The sequence below is a fragment of the Micromonospora sp. NBRC 101691 genome, from assembly GCF_030269285.1.
Classification (GTDB): Bacteria; Actinomycetota; Actinomycetes; order Mycobacteriales; family Micromonosporaceae; genus Micromonospora; species Micromonospora echinospora.
On the sequence record NZ_BSTB01000016.1, the window covers coordinates 174,247 to 194,093 of the forward strand.

The window sequence follows — 19,847 nt, forward strand, 5'->3', positions numbered from 1 at the left end:
CCGTTCCGGCCGGGACGCCCGGATCACCCGAACGGCGGTCCGCCGTCGGCGGCGGGGACTGACACAGTGGATGGATCATGTCGACTCCCCGCCCGCCCGACCGGATCGCCGCCTGGGTGGTCCTCACCGTCACCGTCGGGTGCACCACCGGCGCGGTCGTCGCCTGGTGCGTGGCGCTGCCGGCGTTCACCGACACCCAGCTGTACTCGCTGGTGGACCTCATGGACGGGATCGTCTACGGCGGCGTCGCGTGGCTCGTGCTGAGCCGGCGGCGGACCGGCGGTCGGCTCGCCGGGTGGATCCTCGCGGCAGCCGGGGTCGGCGGGTCCCTGTCCGCGTTCGCCGCCCAGTGGGGTCTGCTGTCCGAGGGCCCGTACTGGTTGCTGTCCGCGCATCACTGGGCCTGGGTGCCCGGCCTGTACGCGCTGGTCGTGGTGATGCCGTGGCTGCTGCCGGAACGAACGCCGAACCGCGTCGAGCGCGTCGCGGTCGCCGTCGGGCTCGGGTACGTGGCACTGACATGGGTCCTCGTGCTGACCGCGCCGCCGCCACGCGGGCTGGTCCCGCTCGGGCCCGCCGCCACCGCGGTCCGCGCCGCGCTCGCCGGGCCGGCCGGGTACGCCCTGGTGCTGCTCGGTCTGCTCGCCGCGGCGGCCTGCGGGTGGCGCTGGCGGCACGGCCCGCGCCAGCAGCGGCACGGCATGGGCTGGGCGACCGCGGGCAGTACGCTGCTGGCCCTCGCGTTCCTGGTCACCGTGCTGCCGCCGGTGCTGCCCGCCGCGGTGCCCGCCCTGCTGATGCTCGCCTCGCAGGCGTTCTTCCCGGCGGCGGTCGCCGTGGTGGTGCTCCGGCAGCAGATGTGGGGGCTGCGGTTGGCGGTGCGGCGGGCCCTGGTGTGGTACCTGATGACCGCCGGGGTGGTCGCCGGGTACGCCGCCGGGGTCACCGTGCTCGACCGGGTGCTGCCGGACGCGTCGTCCGCGCCCCGGATCGTGGTGACCGCCGTCATCGCGGTCGCCTTCCAGCCGGTGCGGCAGTGGGTGCAGCGTGGCGTGGACCGGCTGGTGCACGGCGACAGCCCGGAGCCCCTGATGCGCCGGGTCGCCCACAGCCTGCACAGTCCGGCCGAACTGGGCCCGGTGATCGCCGCCGCGCTGCGCCTCGCCGAGGTCCAGGTCACCGCCGACGGGCCCGCTCCGCCCCCGCGCGCCGGGGGAACGACGGTGACCGTGCCGCTGACCAGCGGGGGTCGCCAGGTCGGGTACCTGCACGCCTGGCCACGTCCGGGGGAACTGCTCGGCAGCCGGGTCACCGACGCGCTCACCGGGCTCGCCCCGGTGGTCGCCGCCGTGGTGGATCTCGCCCGGACCAACGAGGAGCTGGGCCGCTCCCGGCGGCGGCTCGCCGAGGCCCGCGACGAGGAGCGCCGGGCACTGCGTCGGGACCTGCACGACGGGCTCGGACCGGCGCTGAGCGGCATCGGTCTCGGCCTCGCCGCCACCCGCAACCTGCTGCACCGCGACCCGGCCCGCGCGGACGAACTGCTGGAGCGGCTCATCGCCGAGCTGACCACGCGCGCCGAGGACGTCCGGGACCTGGCGCACGGCCTGTTGCCGCCGGTGCTTGCCGACGGCGGCCTGGAACCCGCGGTGGGCACCCTGCGCGACCAGTACGCGCGGGCCGGACTGGTGGTCGCCGTGCACGTCCCGGCGCCGCTCGACCCGCTGCCCGGCTCGGTCGCCACCGCCGCCTACGGGGTGACCGCCGAGGCGGTGCGCAACGTGCACCGGCACGCCGGGGTGGACCACTGCACGGTCACCCTGGACCGGCGGCCGGACCTGCTCCGGGTCGTCGTCACCGACCACGGCCAGGGGCCGCCCGTCGGGCCGACCCGGGGCGTCGGCCTGCACGCGATGCGGGAACGGGCCGACGGCATCGGTGGAACCCTCACCATCGGTCCGGCCGACCCACGCGGCACCATGGTGCGGCTGACCATCCCCCTGGAGCTGTCGTGAGCGCACCGATCCAGGTCGTCGTGGTGGACGACCACCCCGTCTTCCGGCTCGGCATGACGGCGTTGCTGTCCACGCTCGACGGCATCGAGTGCGTGGGCGAGGCCGCCGACGTGGCGACCGCGTTGCAGGTCGTCACGCGCGTACGGCCCACGGTCGTGCTGATGGACCTGCACTTCGGGCAGGGCTCCGGCGTCGAGGCGACCAGGGTGCTCACCCGCGACCACCCCGAGGTCGGCGTGCTGGTCGTGACCATGCTCTCCGACGACGCGTCGCTGGTCGCGGCGATGCGCGCCGGGGCCCGTGGCTACCTGCTCAAGGGGGCCAGCGCCGCCGACGTGGAGCGCAGCATCCGTGCGGTGGCCAGCGGCGACCTGGTTCTCGGCGCCGCCGTCGCGGGTCGGGCCGCGATGCTGTTCCGCGCCGGTCCCGGCCTCCCGGAACCGTTCCCGCAGCTCACCGGCCGGGAACGGGAGATCCTCGGGCTGCTGGCCCGGGGCCTGCCCAACGCCGGGATCGCGCAGCGGCTCGGGCTGAGTCCCAAGACGGTGCGCAACAACGTCTCCGCCATCCTGGTGAAGCTTCAGGTGAACAGCCGTGCCGAGGCGATCACCGCCGCCCGGGACGAGGGACTGGGCAACCCCTCGTCCGACCATCGGAGTGGGGCAAACCAGCACGAACCCCACTAGACCAATTTTCTGGATCGGGTCAAGTTTCCGTCGAAGATCACCATGTCGGCCCGGTCATGTCGGACGCGTCAGCGGGAAAGTAGGCGCAATCGGGATTGGCGATCAGGTCGACGCGGGAATAGCAGGTGACGAAGGAGGAGGCCATGTCGCCCACGCAGGTAGTCGTCATCGTTCTCGTCGTACTCGTGATCGCCGCCGGGATCACGCTGGCCGTGACCGCCGCGCGCCGCCGTCAGCTGCGCCAGCGGTTCGGACCCGAGTACGACCGGGTGCTCGCCGAGCGGGCCAGCCGCAGCGAGGCGGAGAAGGAACTCCGCGACCGCGAGCGCCGGCACGCCGAGCTGACCCTGACCCCGCTCGACCCCGAGTCGCGCGCCCGTTACGCCGCCGCGTGGGAGGAGGTCCAGCTCCGCTTCGTCGACACCCCCGCCGAGGCGGTCGGTGACGCCGACGCGCTGGTGTCCCGGCTGGTCGCCGAGCGCGGTTACCCGACCGGGGACTTCGACCAGCAGGCCGCCCACCTCTCCGTCGAGCACGCCCGCACGCTCACCCGTTACCGCGAGGCCCACGAGATCCACCTGCGCAACGAGCGCGGCGAGGCCAGCACCGAGGAGTTGCGGCAGGCGGTCGTCCACTACCGGGCACTCGTCGCCGACCTGCTCGGCGGCGAGCCGGTCGCGGCCCAGCCGCCGGCACCCCGCCGCGCCGCCGAGACCGAGACCGAGACCCCGCACGACGTCACGAGCCGCTGAGGAGGCCGCCGCCATGCGCCAGCAGGAGCAGCAGACCGACCAGACCGAGGTGGTCCGTTCGGAGCCGGTACCGATCCCGCCACCGGTCGCCACGGTCGACCGCCACGGCGACCGCGCCGGGCGGACCGAGGTGCCCGAGGACGCGCTCGACGACCGGGGCACCTTCGACGATCCGTCCGTCGCGCCGCGCCGGGACGGCCAGGGCCACGACCGGACCGCGGAGCGCCGTAACGACACGACCGGGGACGAGGCGGGCCGGCCGGACTTCCACCAGCCCGGCCCGGTGCCGACCGCCTTCGGCGCGACCACGGTCGGCGGCGCGGTGGCCGCCTCGGCGCTGGCCAGCCCGATCCCCGCCGACGAGCCGGACCCGCGCGAGGAACGCACCGCCCGCCCCGGAGACGGCGCCACCGGCGAGCGTGGGAACGACCGCCGGGCGGACCCCACCGCGTTGCTGCACGGGCACCACCGCGCGCAGACCGTCGACGAGGCCGAGCCGACCGGCCGGCACCGGGACACGGCACCCGGCGAGGTGACCGCCGGCGACCGGACCGGCGCAGACCGGACCGGCGCAGACCGGACCGGCGCAGACCGGACCGACGACCGCCGGGAAGCCGGGCCGGACCGAGTCACCGGGACACGCCGGGACACCGTCGACGCCGCCGGCGCCGGCTACGGCAGCCCGGCCCCGGCGATGGTGGACCCGGACGCCGCCCCGGTGCCGGTGTCCACCGCCGGCAGCCCGGACACGCTCACCGCCGCCGGCACGACCGGCTCCTCCGCGTCCGCTCTCGCCGAGCCGGCGACCCTCTTCGACCCGGGGACCGCGCAGGGCTTCCGGGACCGCTGGCGGGACGTCCAGCTCCGCTTCGTCGACGATCCCAAGGCGGCGGCCGGGCAGGCCCAGGGGCTGGTGGAGGAGGCGATCCACGCGCTCGCCGCAGCCCTGGCCGAGCAGAAGAACCGGATCAGCGGCTGGCAGGACGACGGCTCCGCCGACACCGAACAGCTCCGTCAGGCGGTACGCCAGTACCGCGACTTCCTCGACCGGGTCCTCGGCCGCTGACACCGGCGGACCCGACACCTCCCGGAACACCCCGGACGCGTCGCGTCCGGGGTGTTCCGCTGTGCGCAGCGCGCCGAACGGACCGGTCGCCGGGGGCGACGGCACGAACCGGTCGGGCGGCATGGGGTGGGTTCTGCGGGGTACGCGGGAGGGATCAGCGAACGCGCCTGGGGACAGGAGGGCAGCAACGATGACGGATCGCGACCGCAACGCCGACCGGCCGCTGGAGGAGAGCCCCGAGATGGCCGCCGCGGCGGACGACGAGACGACCGTGCCACAGTTGGTGACCGGTGGCGGCCCGGACGACGAGAACCCGGACTTCGTGGCCCCGGGCGACCCTGCGGAGCGCGGTGGCGCCGACGAGCTGATCGGCGACGCGTACGGAAGCAGCGGCGGCCGGGACCGGACCGTCCGTACCGGCGCGGAGCAGCCCTGGGAGCCGGAGGACCTGGCGGTGGCCCGGGGCCAGGACCCGGATCCGGCGAACGTCGAACGGGCGCGGCGCGACCTGGAGCGGGAGGGGCGGGCGACGGTCGAGCGCACGGTGCCCTGACCGGGCACGGGGCAGGGCCCCCGGCCGACCGCGTGGGTCGAGCCGGGGGCCCCAGGGGAGGCCCGCCGCCTCCGGCGCCTCACAACCGGAAGCGGCGGGCAGGTTGTGGAGATCAGGACAGCGGCGGGTACGCGTTGCGCATGAGCTCCTGGAACTGGGCGGAGAACCAGGCGCCGGAGATCGGCGCGTTGTCCAGCGCACCGCTCATGTTGTTGCCGTTGCGGGCGTTACCGGTGTAGGTCGGGTCGCACATCCGGTCGAAGCCCTTGCCCTCGTCGTTCGGGATGAGCTTGCTGGAGCCGTCCGACTCGCCCGGGGGCTTGACCCAGACGTAGGCGTCGATGCCCGGCTCGGGGGCGACCGTCGGCCGCTCGCCGAGACCGGCACCAGCCTGGTTGCACCAGTTGCCGGCGTGGATCCGGCGGTCCATCCGACCACCGTTGACGTAGGTGTCCACGTTGGTCGTCGCACCCGGACCGGTGGGCCGGGCGGCGCCGCCCCAACCGTTGCGGGAGGTGTCGATCAGCATGCCGATGCCGGAGTTGAAGCCGACCCGGACCAGCTCGTTGCGGAACGCCTGGGCGAAGGTGAGCTCGTCGGTGTACTGGTTCCAGTCGATCCACTTGGACTGGCGCACGGTCTGACCGTTCACCGTGTCAGTGATCTTGACGTACGGCTCCTTGAGCGCGGAGTAGTTCGCCGTGTTCACGATGAAGCCGTGCACGTGGTTCACCGTGCTGCCGGAGGCGACAGCGGCCTCCTTGAGCTGGTTGGCGGTCGGGGTGAAGTTGCTGTCCCAGCCGATCCAGCCGTGGTGGGCGGCGTCGATGTAGTTGTAGACGTTGCCGAGCGCGCCGAGCTTGGCCAGGGCGTACCCGACACCCTGGACGTACGCGCCGTTCGCCTTCACGACGTCACAGGCCGCGGTGCCACCGGGGTTGCCCGAGGTGTTGGTCACCAGGTTGGGCAGCGAGTCGATCTCGATGATGTTGATGATCCGCAGGCCCGCGTACTTCGGGTCCGCCTGGATCGCCGCGATCGGGTCGATGTACTGCGCCTTGTACTTCGGCAGTTCGTCCGCCTTCAGCTCACCGTTGGAGGCGAGCGCGGCGCAGTCACGGCCGGGCAGGTTGTAGATGACGAACTGGATGTAGCCCGCGCCCTGGGCGAGAGCGGCGTCCAGGTGGTCCCGCACGCCCATCGAACCGTTCGAGCTGCTGTCGTCGGTGCCCTCGATGGCGGCGATCCGGTCCAGCCAGACGGCGGTCGGGTTGCTGGAGATCCGGCTACCGCCGGGCTCCCGCTCCGCCTTGGCCTTCCACTCCGGGTTGACGTAGCCCTTCACCCCGGCGTACGGGTTGTCCACCTTGGGGCCACCGGGCGGCGGCGTGGTGGGCGGCGGGGTCGTGGGGGGCGGGGTGGTCGGCGGCGGCGTGGTGGGGGGCGGGGTGGTGGGGGGCGTCCCGCCGTTGCAGGCCGTGCCGTTGATGGTGAACGACGTCGGCTTCGGGTTGCTGCCGCTCCAGGCACCGTTGAAGCCGATGGTCGTGCTGGCTCCGGTGGCGAGCGCCCCGTTGTAGGACTCGTTCTGCGCGGTGACGTTCCGGCCCGACTGCGACCAGCGTGCCGACCAGCCCTGCTGCACGCGCTGGTTGGCGTCCGGGAAGGCGAAGCCGAGCGTCCAGCCGTTCAGCGGGTCGCCGACGTTCTTGATGGTGACGGAGGCGGTGAACCCGCCCTGCCAGTCGCTGGACGTGTAGTTGACGTCGCACTGGGTCGCGGCGTGCGCCACGGTGACCGGGATGGTCACCAGGCCGCCGGCGACCAGGGCACTCGCGCCGGTCAGCGCGAGTACCCGCCGCCTGGCGGACAGACTTCTCCACAGATTCATGCCACTGATCTCCTTGGGCGAGACCGGACCAGGGAACGGCCCGGCTGCTTTCAGGCCCTGGAAACGTCGTTCCACAGAGGCCCTCGGGGGTGATGGGGATGCCCGACCCGGACGGGCAGCGGTGGTGCGGTGCGGCCGAGCGGAGCCGACCGACGGTGCGGCCGCGACGTCGTCCGGTAGGACCGGCTGCCCTCGACGGTGCGGCTGCGCGGGGTGGCTCCTCGTACGCAGTGCAGTGATTCTTGCATGGGAGCGCTTCCATGACAACCTCTCGATACCTGCACGTCACTGACCGGGAATTTCCGGGCGACAGGCCGGTAACGGCGCGACCCGCCCGCAGTGGTCGTGAACCCCGCTTACCACCCGGCGACGGCACCCGGTCGACACACTCCTAAACACGAATCTTTCCTCTCATAGGTCGCGAATCGGTCTAACGTCTGACCTAGCTCGGCTTCCGCCGGGTCAGGACGAAAAGGGATGGAGTGACGCAGGACATGGCTACCAACAAGCTCGGGAAGGTCGTCGCTGGCGCTGCTCTCGGCGGGGCCTCCTTGCTGGTCTTCACGCCGGGCATCGCCTTCGCCGACAACGGCGGCGGACACGACGACCACCACAAGGGCAAGGTCTACGCCGACCCGTACGCCGTGCGGCCGGGTCACGAGGTCAAGCTCATCGAGGTCTGCGCGGAGCGCCAGGAGCACGCCTACGTCTGGTCGAAGGTGACCGGGAAGGTCAAGCTCCACCCCCGCGACCACCACAAGAAGGACCACGACTGGCAGGGCGAGGAATCCGAGAGCGGCGAGAAGGGTCACGGTTCGAAGAAGGACCACGACTCCAAGAAGGGCCACGACTCGAAGAAGGACCACGACTGGGGCAAGGACGGCGACTCCGGAAGCGGCAACGACTGGGGCAACGGCAGCGACTCCGGCAACGGCAACGACTGGGGCAACGGCAGCGACTCCGGCAGCGGCTGGGGCAACGGCAACAACTCCGGGAACGGCAACAGCTGGGGCAACGGCAACAACGCTCCGGGCAACACCGCCGAGAACGGCACCAACGCCCCGGGCGCCACCGCCCCGGGGACCACCGCCCCGGGCACCACCGCCCCGGGGACCACCGCCCCGGGTAACACCGCCCCGGGCAACACCGCTCCGGGGACCACCTCGGAGAACCGCCAGCAGTCCGACGAGACCGGACAGCCGGGCATGAACGACGGCGGCTGGGGCGCCGGCGACGAGGTCAAGGACGAGGCCAAGAAGAAGGCTGACGAGGAGGCCGCGAAGAAGAAGGCCGACGAGGAGGCCGCGCGGAAGAAGGCCGAGGCCGAGGCCACCGCCGAGGAGGAGAAGGCCCGCGAGGACCGGGGCTCCGAGGAGGAGTCCGAGGAGGGGGCGAAGGACCGCGGACCGCGGTTCGTGTACTACGGCGAGGCCGAGATCCCGTGGGACGCCGAGCCCGGCAAGTACGAGCTCAAGGGCTCCTGCGGTGAGGGCACCCTGATCGTCCTGCCCAAGGGGCACGTCAAGGGCGGCGACGGGGGCGCCACCGGCACCGACCGCGAGGCGACGGTCGGTGGAGCGGCGATGCTCGGCGCTGCGGCGCTCGGCGGCATCGTGCTGATGCGGCGCCGTCGGACCGATGCGTCGCTGGTCTGACCGGGGCACACGCGCCGGCGGCCGTCACGGGGGACCGTGGCGCGCCGCCGGCGCGGCCGCGGTGGCACTGACCGGCGTCCTCGGGATCGGGCTGCTCGGCATGGGCCTCACCGGACCGGACCCGGCCCGGCCACCACAGCCGATCGTCGGGGTCGGCACCCTGCCGGCGACGGCGTACCCGGACGTCACCGGGAGCGACCCCGACGTGGACGTCACGCCGGAGTCCGACGACGCGGGCGAGACGGTCGGGATGGCCCGTTCCGAGCCGACCACCATCACCATTCCCCGGATCGGCGTGGACGCCTCGATCATGTCGCTGGGCGTGGAGGCGGACGGGACCGTCCAGGTGCCTCCGTTGCAGCAGGCGCAGCTCGCCGGCTGGTACCGGCTCGGTCCCGCCCCCGGCGAGGTCGGTAACGCGGTGATCGTCGGGCACGTCGACTCCAGCTACATCGGGCCCGCCGTCTTCTACGACCTCGGCGCGCTGCTGCCCGGCGACACGATCAACGTCGCCCGGCAGGACGGCAGCACCGCCACCTTCCGGGTCGACGCGGTGCGGTCGTACCCGAAGACGGAGTTTCCCACCGAGCTGGTCTACGGTCCGAACGACCGGGCCGCGCTACGGGTGGTCACCTGCGGTGGGCAGTTCGACGAGAAGGCCCGTGACTACCTGGACAACGTGATCGTCTTCGCCTCCCTCGTGATCTGAGGCGGGGTGGCGAGGCGGAACGCCGCGCGCCCGGTGGGAACATCCCACCGGGCGCGCGTCGTGCGGCCTCCTCAGCTCGCCGAGGAGGTGCGCACCAGCGTCCGGATCTGCCGGAGCAGGACCGAGAGCGCGGCCAGGTCCGCCCGGGACTCGTCGAACTCCCCCATCGCCCGGTGGGCCCGGTGGATCGACACGGCGTTGGACTGTTCCCAGACCTGCACCCGGTCCTGCGGCGACAGGGTCACGTCCGTGGAGTCGAGCACCTCGCTGGTGAGCGCGGCCAGGGCGGCGTAGAGGTCGTACCGCAACGCCATCCGGGCCAGGGTCTGCCAGCGGTCCTCCCGAGGCAGCAGGGAGATCTTCGACAGCAGCGAGTCGACCCGGAACCGGTCGGAGAGGACGAAGTAGACCGAGGCCACCTCGCCGACGTCCTTGCCGGTCTGCGCCGCCGTCTCCACCACGTCCAGCAGGCCGAAGCTGTACATCAGCCGGGTGGCCCGCTCGGCCAGTTCCCGGGGCAGCCCCCGCTTGCTCATCATGTCGACGTGCGCGGCCAGCGCCTCCCGCTCGGCCCCGTAGAAGAGGCTGTCCAGCTCCGGCAGGAGCTGGGCCACCCCGTCGCGCAGCCGGGCGATCTCGGCCGGCACGTCGATCGGCGAGCGCCGGTTGGTGACCAGCCAGCGCACCGCCCGGTCCAGCAGCCGCCGGGTGTCCAGGTAGCCACTGGTCTGCAACTCCGGGGCGACCCGGTTGTCCAGCGCCTCGATCGCGTCCCACAGCTCCCGGAGCCCGAAGACCTCCCGGACCACCAGGTACGCGCGGACCACGTCCGCCGGGGAGGCCGCCGTCTCCTCGACGACCCGGAAGACGAACGTGATGCCGCCCCGGTTGATCGCCTCGTTGACCAGCACGGTGGTGACGATGTCCCGGCGCAGCCGGTGCTGCCCCATCCGGTCGGCGAAGCGCTGCCGCATCGGCGTGGGGAAGTAGTTGACCAGGACGTCGGTCGTCCACTCCTCGTCGGGCAGCCCGTCGGTGAGGATCTCCCGTTCGAGCGCGATCTTCACGTACGCGAGCAGCACCGCGAACTCCGGCGCGGTCAGTCCGGACTCGGTCCGGGCGGCCAGCTCCTCGTCGGACGGAAGCGCCTCCAGCGCCCGGTTCAGCACCCCGGAGCGCTCCAGGTCGCTGATCATCCGGCGGTGCACCGGCAGCAGCGAGGCGGACTGGGCCTGGGCGTTGTTCAGCGCCCGTGCCTGGTCGTAGTTGTCGCGCAGCACCAGCTCAGCGACCTCGTCGGTCATCTCGGCGAGCAGCTCGTCCCGCTCCGGTACGGTCAGCTCGCCGTCGGCGACCGCCGTGTTGAGCAGGATCTTGATGTTCACCTCGTGGTCGGAGCAGTCCACCCCGGCCGCGTTGTCGATGAAGTCGGTGTAGATCCGCCCGCCGGCCTGGGCGTACTCGATCCGGCCGGCCTGGGTCCAGCCCAGGTTCCCGCCCTCGCCGGCCACCCGGCAGCGCAGGTCCTTCCCGCTGACCCGGATCGGGTCGTTGGACTTGTCCCCCACCTCGGCGTTGGTCTCGCTGGAGGCCTTGACGTAGGTGCCGATGCCGCCGTTCCAGAAGAGGTCCACCGGGGCGGTCAGGATCGCCTTCATCAGCTCGGCCGGCGACATCTGGTTGACGTCGTCGTCCAGGCCGAGCACCGCGCGGACCTGCGGCGAGACCGGCACCGACTTGGCGGTACGCGGGAACACCCCACCGCCTTCGGAGATCAGCTTCTGGTCGTAGTCCTGCCACGACGACCGGGACATCTCGAACAGCCGCTTCCGTTCGGCGTACGAGGAGGCCGCGTCCGGGTCCGGGTCGAGGAAGATGTGCCGGTGGTCGAACGCGGCCACCAGGCGGATGTGCTCGCTGAGCAGCATCCCGTTGCCGAACACGTCACCGGACATGTCGCCCACGCCCACCACGGTGAAGTCCTCGGACTGGGTGTCGTGCCCCAACTCCCGGAAGTGCCGCTTGACCGACTCCCAGGCGCCCCGGGCGGTGATGCCCATCTTCTTGTGGTCGTAGCCGGCCGAGCCGCCGGAGGCGAACGCGTCGCCCAGCCAGAACCGGTGCGCGGTGGAGATCTCGTTGGCGATGTCGGAGAAGGTCGCCGTCCCCTTGTCCGCCGCGACCACCAGGTACGGGTCGTCGCCGTCGTGCCGGACCACGTCGGTCGGCGGCACCACCTCGCCGCTGACGATGTTGTCGGTGACGTCCAGCAGGGCCGAGATGAACTCCTGGTAGCAGGCGACCGCCTCGTCCCGGTCGCCCGGCTTCTGCTTGAGCACGAAGCCGCCCTTGGCGCCCACCGGCACGATCACGGCGTTCTTGACCATCTGCGCCTTGACCAGGCCGAGCACCTCGGTACGGAAGTCCTCCCGCCGGTCGGACCAGCGCAACCCGCCCCGGGCCACCGGGCCGTACCGCAGGTGCACGCCCTCGAACCGGGGCGAGTAGACGAAGATCTCGTACTTCGGGCGGGGCGCGGGCAGGTCGGGAATCGCCTGCGGGTCCAGCTTGAACGCCACGTACGACTTGGGCCGCCCGCCGTCCTCCATCTTCTGGAAGAAGCTGGTCCGCAGCGTGGCCCGGATCAGCGTCAGGTACGACCGCAGGATGCGGTCCTGGTCCAGGCTGGACACGTCGTCCAGGGCGGCGTTCACGGTGTCGGCCAGTTCCGCCCCGCGCCGGTCCCGTTCCTCGGGCGTCAGCCCGGCGGCCGGGTCGAAGCGCACCTCGAAGAGTTCCACCAGCAGGGTGGCGATCCTCGGGTAGGCGATGAAGGTGGACTCCATGTAGTCCTGGGAGAAGACCGTGCCCGCCTGGCGCAGGTACTTCGCGTACGCGCGCAGCACCACCACCTGCCGCCAGGTGAGCCCGGCCCGCAGCACCAGCTCGTTGAAGCCGTCCACCTCGGCCTCACCCCGCCACGCGGCGGCGAAGGCGTTCTCCACGTGCGGGCGCACCTCGGACAGCTCCTGGTGCCCCTCGGGCAGTTGCAGGCCGAAGTCGTAGAGGTAGATCCGCCCGTCGATCCGGTCCACCTCGTACGGGTGCTCGTCGACCACCCGGACGCCGAGGGAGTGCAGCACCGGCAGTACGTCGGAGAGGAGCATCGGCTCGGCGTTGCGGTAGACCTTGAACCGGACGTCCATGGCCTCGGCCGCGTCGCCCGCGACCCGCGCGCCGTTGCGCGGGGCGAGCTGCTTGCGGAACAGGTGCATCTCGAGCTGGCCGGGTTCCTCCAGCAGCTCCAGCTTGGCCAGGTCCTTCATCGCCTCGTACGGCGTGTGCCCGTCCTTGTAGCCCTCCGGGAAGGCGTCGGCGTACCGGGTGAACAGGTGCTTGGCCTGCTCGTCACCGAGCTTGCGCTCCAGCACCAGCCGGTAGTCGTCGTCCCAGAGCCGGGTCGCGTCGGCCAGTTCCTCGGCGAGCAGGTCGGCGTCGACGTCACCGGGCGGATCGGTCGGGTCGGTCCGGACGATGAAGTGCACCCGGGCCAGCATCGACTCGGTGACCCGGGTGGTGTAGTCCACCCCGACCCCGTTCAGCTCACGCAGCAGGATGTCCTGCATGCGGAGTCGGTTCTGGGTGGTGAAGCGGTCCCGGGGCAGGTAGATCAGGCAGGAGATGAACCGGCCGTAGCCGTCCCGGCGCAGGAACACCCGCAGCTGCCGGCGGCCGGCCATCCGGAGCACGCCGATCACCGCGTGGTAGAGGTCGTCGGTCTTGATCTGGAACAGCTCGTCGCGCGGGTAGGTCTCCAGGATCTGGAGCAGGTCCTTGCCGGAGTGGCTGCGCGGGCTCAGCCCGGACCGCTCCATCACCTCGGCCACCTTGCGGCGGACCACCGGCAGCTCACGCACGCTCGTCCGGTACGCGGCGGTGGAGAAGAGCCCGAGGAAGCGCCGTTCCCCGACCACCTCGCCGTGCTCGTTGAAGATCTTGAAGCCGATGTAGTCGAGGTACGCCGAACGATGGACGGTCGCCCGGGAGTTCGCCTTGGTGATGATGAGCAGGCGCTTCTCCAGCACCTTCTCGTGCGCCTCCGGCGTCATCGACGACAGCGTCCGGGGCTCGGTCCGGTCGGACCGCAGGATGCCCAGGCCGGTGCCGAGCACCGTCTCCAGGGCCTGTCCGCGCGGCTGGTCGCCGGTGCCACCCTCGTCCACCTCGACCAGGCGGTACTCGCGGTAGCCGAGGAAGGTGAAGTGGTCGTGGGCCAGCCAGCGCAGCAGCTCCACCGAGTCGGTGATGTCCTTCTCCGGCACCGGCGGCCGGTACTCCGAGGTCCGCGCGGCGGAGAGCTCCTCGGCGAGGTCGAGAGCCTGCTGGCGCATCTTCGGCCAGTCCTCGACCGCCTCCCGGACGTCGGTGAGCACCCGCTGCAACTCGGTGCGCAGCCGGTCCCGCTGGGTCGCGTCCCGGATCGGGTCGATCTCGATGTGCATCCAGCTCTCGACGATGTCGCCGTCGATCGCGTCGTCCGGCTCGACGTCCGCCGCCACCTCGGTGAGCCGGCCCAGCGGCTCGCGCCGGACCACCACCAGCGGGTGTACGAGCAGGTGCACGTCGAGGTGGTGGGAGTTGAGCAGGGAGGTCACCGAGTCGACGAGGAACGGCATGTCGTCGGTGACGATCTCGACGACGGTGTGGTGCTGCTCGGCGTCCGGCTCGTGGATCCGCAGCTTCAGCTCGCCCGGGACCCGCTGCTCGGCCAACTCGCGGTGGGCCCGGGCCGCGTCGAGCATCTCCTCGGCGGTGAAGCCGATCAGCTCCTCGTCCGGCGCGAACCGCCAGAACCGGTCGACCAGGGTGGCCGCGCCGTGGTCGTCACCGGCCAACGCCACCGCCTGGGCGACCAGGCGCTCCGCGTTGGGCACCGGCTCGTCCAGTTCGGCGTCCTCCACGTCGTCGCCGAGCGCCTCGACCGGCAGGCCAAGATCGTACAAGGTGTCGATACTCGCGCCGGACATCCCGGTCACTCCTGCATGAAGACGGCCGAAACCATCACGGTCGGTCGCCGACTCGAAACTGTCGTCCCGGCCGGAGTCATCCGGCCGGAGGTCGGGACCCGGTTTGATCGCCGGACGCCGGTCCATCGGTGCCACTCCCCTCGACCCACCGCGTTGTGGGTCACTCACCGTCCAGCCTAGGCCCTGTCGATCACGTTGCTCCTCGGCGGACCACAGGCTGGACTTCCGGTTCGGGACTGTCGCCCATCCACCCGTTGCGGGTTCGAGGTGGCCGGGGCAGGAGTACCCCGACAGGCGATGTTCATCACACCACCCCCGCTCCGACTTCGTGGGCCCGGCGCGGGACCGCAGGGCGACGGTCGGCGTACTACCGTGCAGGTCAGGCCGAGATCGGAGGGTCCATGCCCCTGTCCTACCCGCCCAGTCACCGGCGTACCCGCCGTATCCGTAACGCCCTTTTCGCGGTGGTCGTCACCGCCACCACGCTGGTGGGGTGTTCCGGTGCCGACGGACCGGAGGAGAGCGTCGACGCCTTCCTCGCCGGCTGGCGTTCCGGGGACCTGCACGCGGTCGGGTTCCGCGACCCGACCGGGGCGCGGGTGCCGGCGGAGCGGGTGACCGAGGAGATCCGGGCACTCTCCGGTGAGCTGGCCGACCAGCCACCGACCCTGCGCCGATCCGGGGAACCCACGATCACCCGGGACTCCGCCGAGGGACGGATCAGCGTGGAGTGGACGCTGCCCGGCGACACCCGGTGGCGCTACGAGCGCCCGATCCGGCTGGCCCGCAGCGGCGACGACGCGTGGCAGGTGATCTGGGAGCCCGCCCTGGTGCAGGAGTCGTTGCTGCGTGGGGACCGGCTGGCCGTACGCCGGGTCGCCGCGCCCCGGGCCGGGGTCCTCGACGGCGCCGGTGCGCCGATCGTCGCGCCCCGCCCCGTGGTCCGGGTCGGGGTGCAGCCGAGCGAGGTCACCGACGCCGCCGGGCTGGCCCGCCGGCTGGACGCCGCGTTCCGGACGGTACGCCCGGCGATCACCCCGCCGGTCGACCTGTCCGACCTGCCGAAACGGCTGAAGGATGCCAGACCGGACGCCTTCGTCGAGGTGGTCACCCTACGGGACGAGGCGTACCGGCAGATCCGGGACCGCATCTACGACCTGCCCGGCACGAAGTTCCGCAGCGAGAAGCTGGAGTTGGCGCCCACCCGGGAGTTCGCCCGCGCCCTGCTCGGCTCGGTCGACCCGGCCACCGCCGACGACCTCGCCGCCAAGCCCGACGTGTACGCCGAGGGCGACCAGGTCGGCCACGGCGGCCTCCAGGGCCGGTACGACGAACAGCTGCGCGGCGCCCCCGGGATCAGCGTGGTCACCGAACGCCTGGGGCCGGAGGGCACCTGGGCGCCGACCGGCACCGAGGTGTTCCGGAAGGACCCCCAGCCCGGACAGACCGTGAAGACCACCCTCGACCCGGCGGCGCAGAACGCCGCGGACGCCGCCCTGCGCGGGGAACGACGCCGTTCCGCCCTGGTCGCGCTCCGGATCAGCGACGGCGCGGTGCTCGCCGTGGCCAACGGCCCCGGCGCGGCCGGCGAGAACCTCGCGTTCACCGCCCAGGTGCCGCCCGGCTCGACCTTCAAGATGGTCAGCGCGCTCGGCCTGCTCGACCGGGGCGTGGTCACCCTGGACGGCACCGTCGACTGCCCGAAGACCTTCACCGTCGACGGCCGATCCTTCAAGAACTCGGACAACTTCGCCCTGGGCCCGGTGCCGTTCCGGACCGACTTCGCCAGGTCCTGCAACACCGCCTTCGCCGCGCTCGCCCCGAAACTCGGCGACGCCGGCCTCGCCGACACCGGCCGGGCACTCGGCCTGGAGGCCACCTGGAACCTCGGCGTGGACGCCTTCACCGGCAAGGTCTCCACCGGCGGATCTCCCGCCGAACGGGCCGCCGCCGCGTTCGGTCAGGGCACCACCCTGGTCAGCCCGGTCGCCATGGCCGCCGCCACCGCCGCCGTCGCCCGGGGCCGCTGGGAACAGCCGAAGCTGGTCCTCGACCCGGTCCCCGGCCAGCCCGCGCCCGCCGGGCCGCAGCTCAAGCCGGAGTCGGTCGATCCGCTGCGCACGATGATGCGCGAGGTGGTCACCGCCGGCACCGCCACCGCCCTGCGCGGCATCCCCGGCAAGCCCGTGCACGGCAAGACCGGCACCGCCGAGTACGACGACAACCCGGCCAACACGCACTCCTGGTTCGTCGGCTGGCAGGGCGACGTCGCCGTCGCCGTCTTCGTCGAGAAGGGCGGCTCCAGCACCGAGTCGGCCGTCCCGATCACCGCCCGCTTCCTCCGCGCCCTCGCCTGAGGGGCCGTCCAAGGGCGGTCCTGAACCGGCGTGGACAAGCCCCACCGGTGGCGCGCGCGTCGACAATGGACTCGTGACGACGCGTGGCGGTAAGGGCTGGTGGCTGGCGGGCGTGGCCGTCGGGCTGCTGGTATGTGCTGTGGGCGTGGTGCTGCTGGCCCGGACGGGGCTGGAAGACGCCGACAGGTGGGCCAGCGTGACCGGGATGTTCCTGAACCTCGTCGGTGTGGTCGTGGCCGGGTACAGCGCGGTGCAGGCCCGCCGCACGGCCACCGCAGTGCCAGCGGTGGGTGGGGACGTGCACAACCGGATCGGCGGAGGCCAGTTCACCGGCGCGGTGGTGATGGGCCGGGACCTGGAACAGGTGAGCACCACCGGTGAACCGGCACCGGATCCGGGCCAACCGCCGCTGACGGGTGGTCCGCAGGCGGGAAAGGTGTCCAACACGATCGACGACGGCAGGTTCCACGGGCCGGTGGTCATGGGCCGCGACATGCACGGCATCGTCCTGCCACCACCGACCGACCAGCGCCCTGACGCGGACGGACCGACCCGGTGAGCGCATCGAGCCCTGATCCGGTGGAAGTGTCGAACCGGATCACCGGCGGGGTTTTCTTCAGCGCGGTGGTCATGGGCCGCGACATCCAGGTGACCCTGCCGGCGGAGATCCGTCCCGCGTTGACCGGGCTGCCCCGCCCGGCCGCAGTGTTCACCGGCCGCAGCAAGCAGGTCGACGTCCTACTGCGGGGCTTGGCGCCCGACGGTGTAGGAGGCCCGCTGCTGGTGTCGGCGGTCGCCGGGATGGGTGGGGTCGGCAAGACCGAACTGGTGGTGCAGACCGCGCACCGCGCGCTGAACGAACCTGGCTGGTTCCCGGGTGGGGTGCTGTTCGTCGACATGTTCGGCTACGACCCCGACCGACGGCTGTCCGCCGCCGACGCGCTGCTGGGTTGGTTGCAGGCCCTCGGCATCCCCGGCGAACACATCCCCGCCAGCGAGCAGGATCGGGCCCGGTTGTGGCGCAGCGTCCTGGACGCCTACACCAGCCAGGACCGCCGGCTGCTGCTGATCGTCGACAACGCCGCCACCGAGGACCAGGTCACCCCGCTGCTCCCCGCCGACCCTACGATCCCGGTGCTGGTCACCTCCCGGCACACCCTCGACATCGACGCCCGCCTGCACGATCTCAACGTCCTCGATTCGGACGCAGCCGTTGCGCTGATCCGTGAGGTCATCGCCCAGCGGCGTGGTGCGGACGATCCGCGCCTGCAGGCGCCGGACCAGCAGCGGGCGATGACCGAACTTGCCGAGTTGTCCGCGGGTCTGCCCCTGGCGTTACGGGTCGTCGCCGCACTGCTGGCCGACCGCCCCCGCCTGCAACCCGCCGCCCTGGCCGACCGGCTCCGCGACGAGCAGGCCCGCCTCGACGGGCTGTCCCGACAGGAGGTCGCGGTGGCGGCCGCGTTCGACCTGTCCTACCAGCACCTCACCGACGACCAGGCCCTGCTGTACCGGCTCCTGCCGGTCAACCCGGGAACCGGCATCGCCACCGACAGCACCGCCGCCCTGATCGACCTGCCCGTCGACCGGGTCGCGGTGCTGCTGGAGGACCTGCACCGGGCGCACCTGGTCGACGAACCCACCGTCGACCGGTGGCGCATGCACGACCTCGTCCGCCTGCACGCCGCTGACCAGCCAGCCTCACGTCCGGCCGAGACCAGTACCGCCCGACACCGGCTGTTCACCCACTACCTGCACACCACCCAGGCCGCGAACACCCACCTCACACCGATCATCCCTGCCGACACCACTCGGTTCCCCAGTCGACAGGACGCCTTGCGCTGGCTCGACGCCGAACACGACAACCTCATCAGCGTCTGCACCAGCGCCCCCACCCACGGCCTGCCAGACATCACCACCGGCCTCGCGTTCGGGCTCGGCAATTTCCTGTACTTCCGCCGCCACTTCACTGACTGGATCACCATCGCCATCACTGCCCTGGGCATCTACCGACAGGCCGGCGATCGCCACGGCGAAGGCGCGGCGTTGAACACCCTCGGCATCGCGCTGGTCGAGCTGCGCCAGTTCGACGAGGCCATCACCACCGCCACCACCGCTCGCAACATCCACCACCAGCTCCACGACCCGCACGGGGAAGCCATCGCTTGCAACACCCTCGGACACGCCCTGGCCGAGGTGCGCCGATTCGACGAGGCCATCAAGGCCGCCACCACCGCTCGCAACATCCACCACCAGCTCCACAACCAGCACGGGGAAGCCATCGCCTGGAACACCCTCGGACTCGCCCTCCGGCAGGTACGCCGGTTCGACGAGGCCATCACCGCCCACACCAACGCCCGCGACATTCATCACCAACTCGGCGACCGCCACGGCGAAGGCAAGATGTGGAGCAATCTCGGCATCGTCCTGGCTGAGGTGCACCGATTCGAGGAGGCAATCACCGCCCACACCAACGCCCGCGACATCCTCCAGCAGCTCGGCGACCGCCACGGCGAAGGCCAGGCGTGGAACAACCTCGGACTCGCCCTCTGGCAGGCAGGCCGGTTCGACGAGGCCATCACCGCCCACACCAACGCCCGCGACATCTACCACCAATTCGGCGACCGCCACAGGGAAGGCCAGGTGTGGATGAACCTCGGCGCCGTCCTGGCTGAGGTGAACCGATTCGAGGAGGCCATCACCGCCCACACCAACGCCCGCGACATCCTCCAGCAGCTCGGCGACCGCCACGGCGAAGGCCAGGCGTGGGGCAACCTCGGCAGCACCCTGCAGCAGGTGTGCCGGTTCGACGAGGCACGTACCTGCTGGGAGCAGGCAATAGAGGCCTTCATCGAAACCGACGACGCCGAACGGGCCACACTGTTCCGTACAGTCCTCGATGAGCTGGAGTCATGAGGCCAAGTGTCTGGATGTGAGCGGGGATCAGCGGCCCAGGAATGATGCAAGATCCGCCCCCTCCGCCTGCCAGATGACATCACCAGCGGTCGCCTAGTGCCTCGTCTTGGAACGTTGATCGTGTAATCCGCTGGTTCTGAGGATCTATCGGGCAGGCTGTCTCCCAGTGATTCGACCGTGGGAGGTGGTGGCTGGTGGGTAGACGGCCGGAGGTGTTCGT

Annotated in this window: 12 protein-coding genes; 10 read left to right on the forward strand and 2 right to left on the reverse strand. The window is 71.7% G+C overall.

Annotated features, from left to right (window positions below):
* Positions 1-77 precede the first annotated feature (77 nt).
* The 5 genes from QSK20_RS23180 (at position 78) to QSK20_RS23200 (ending at position 5,072) form a co-directional block, all read left to right on the forward strand.
* Complete coding sequence (locus QSK20_RS23180) at positions 78-2,015, forward strand: sensor histidine kinase (protein ID WP_285790697.1); 1,938 nt, start codon at positions 78-80, stop codon at positions 2,013-2,015.
* Positions 2,012-2,701, forward strand: a complete 690-nt coding sequence (locus QSK20_RS23185) for a response regulator transcription factor (RefSeq protein ID WP_285790698.1) — start codon at positions 2,012-2,014, stop codon at positions 2,699-2,701. Before QSK20_RS23180 ends, QSK20_RS23185 begins: the two co-directional genes overlap by 4 nt.
* 143 nt (positions 2,702-2,844) lie before the next feature.
* Positions 2,845-3,453, forward strand: coding sequence for a hypothetical protein (locus QSK20_RS23190; protein WP_285790699.1), 609 nt, complete (start codon positions 2,845-2,847; stop codon positions 3,451-3,453).
* A 13-nt stretch (positions 3,454-3,466) separates the two neighbouring features.
* Complete coding sequence (locus tag QSK20_RS32285; RefSeq protein ID WP_285790700.1) at positions 3,467-4,519, forward strand: hypothetical protein; 1,053 nt, start codon at positions 3,467-3,469, stop codon at positions 4,517-4,519.
* Between the two features lie 190 nt (positions 4,520-4,709).
* Positions 4,710-5,072, forward strand: a complete 363-nt coding sequence (locus QSK20_RS23200; protein ID WP_285790701.1) for a hypothetical protein — start codon at positions 4,710-4,712, stop codon at positions 5,070-5,072.
* Positions 5,073-5,184: 112 nt separating this feature from the next.
* Here QSK20_RS23200 and QSK20_RS23205 read toward each other — a convergent pair whose 3' ends face one another.
* Positions 5,185-6,963 carry a glycoside hydrolase family 6 protein gene (locus QSK20_RS23205; RefSeq protein WP_285790702.1) on the reverse strand — a complete coding sequence of 593 codons (1,779 nt, stop codon included), beginning with the start codon at positions 6,961-6,963 and terminating at the stop codon, positions 5,185-5,187.
* A 494-nt stretch (positions 6,964-7,457) separates the two neighbouring features.
* Between QSK20_RS23205 and QSK20_RS23210 the strand changes: the two genes are divergently transcribed.
* Both QSK20_RS23210 and QSK20_RS23215 read left to right on the forward strand, forming a co-directional pair.
* On the forward strand, positions 7,458-8,618 hold the full coding sequence (locus QSK20_RS23210) for a hypothetical protein (RefSeq protein ID WP_285790703.1): 1,161 nt from the start codon (positions 7,458-7,460) through the stop codon (positions 8,616-8,618).
* Positions 8,602-9,327 (forward strand): class F sortase, encoded by a 726-nt coding sequence (locus QSK20_RS23215; RefSeq protein ID WP_285790704.1) that lies wholly within the window; start codon positions 8,602-8,604, stop codon positions 9,325-9,327. The genes QSK20_RS23210 and QSK20_RS23215 overlap by 17 nt, the downstream gene beginning before the upstream one ends.
* Before the next feature lie 71 nt (positions 9,328-9,398).
* On the opposite strand, the gene QSK20_RS23220 is transcribed toward QSK20_RS23215, so the two are convergent.
* Positions 9,399-14,480, reverse strand: coding sequence for an NAD-glutamate dehydrogenase (locus tag QSK20_RS23220; protein WP_285790705.1), 5,082 nt, complete (start codon positions 14,478-14,480; stop codon positions 9,399-9,401).
* Between the two features lie 275 nt (positions 14,481-14,755).
* Between QSK20_RS23220 and QSK20_RS23225 the strand changes: the two genes are divergently transcribed.
* The 3 genes from QSK20_RS23225 (at position 14,756) to QSK20_RS23235 (ending at position 19,627) form a co-directional block, all read left to right on the forward strand.
* Positions 14,756-16,711: a penicillin-binding transpeptidase domain-containing protein gene (locus QSK20_RS23225; RefSeq protein WP_285790706.1), complete on the forward strand. Its 1,956-nt coding sequence runs from the start codon at positions 14,756-14,758 to the stop codon at positions 16,709-16,711.
* Positions 16,712-16,784: 73 nt separating this feature from the next.
* Entirely contained in the window at positions 16,785-17,270 is a 486-nt protein-coding gene (locus tag QSK20_RS23230; protein WP_285790707.1) for a hypothetical protein, read from the forward strand.
* On the forward strand, positions 17,267-19,627 hold the full coding sequence (locus QSK20_RS23235) for an ATP-binding protein (RefSeq protein WP_285790708.1): 2,361 nt from the start codon (positions 17,267-17,269) through the stop codon (positions 19,625-19,627). The genes QSK20_RS23230 and QSK20_RS23235 overlap by 4 nt, the downstream gene beginning before the upstream one ends.
* Positions 19,628-19,847: the final 220 nt, after the last annotated feature.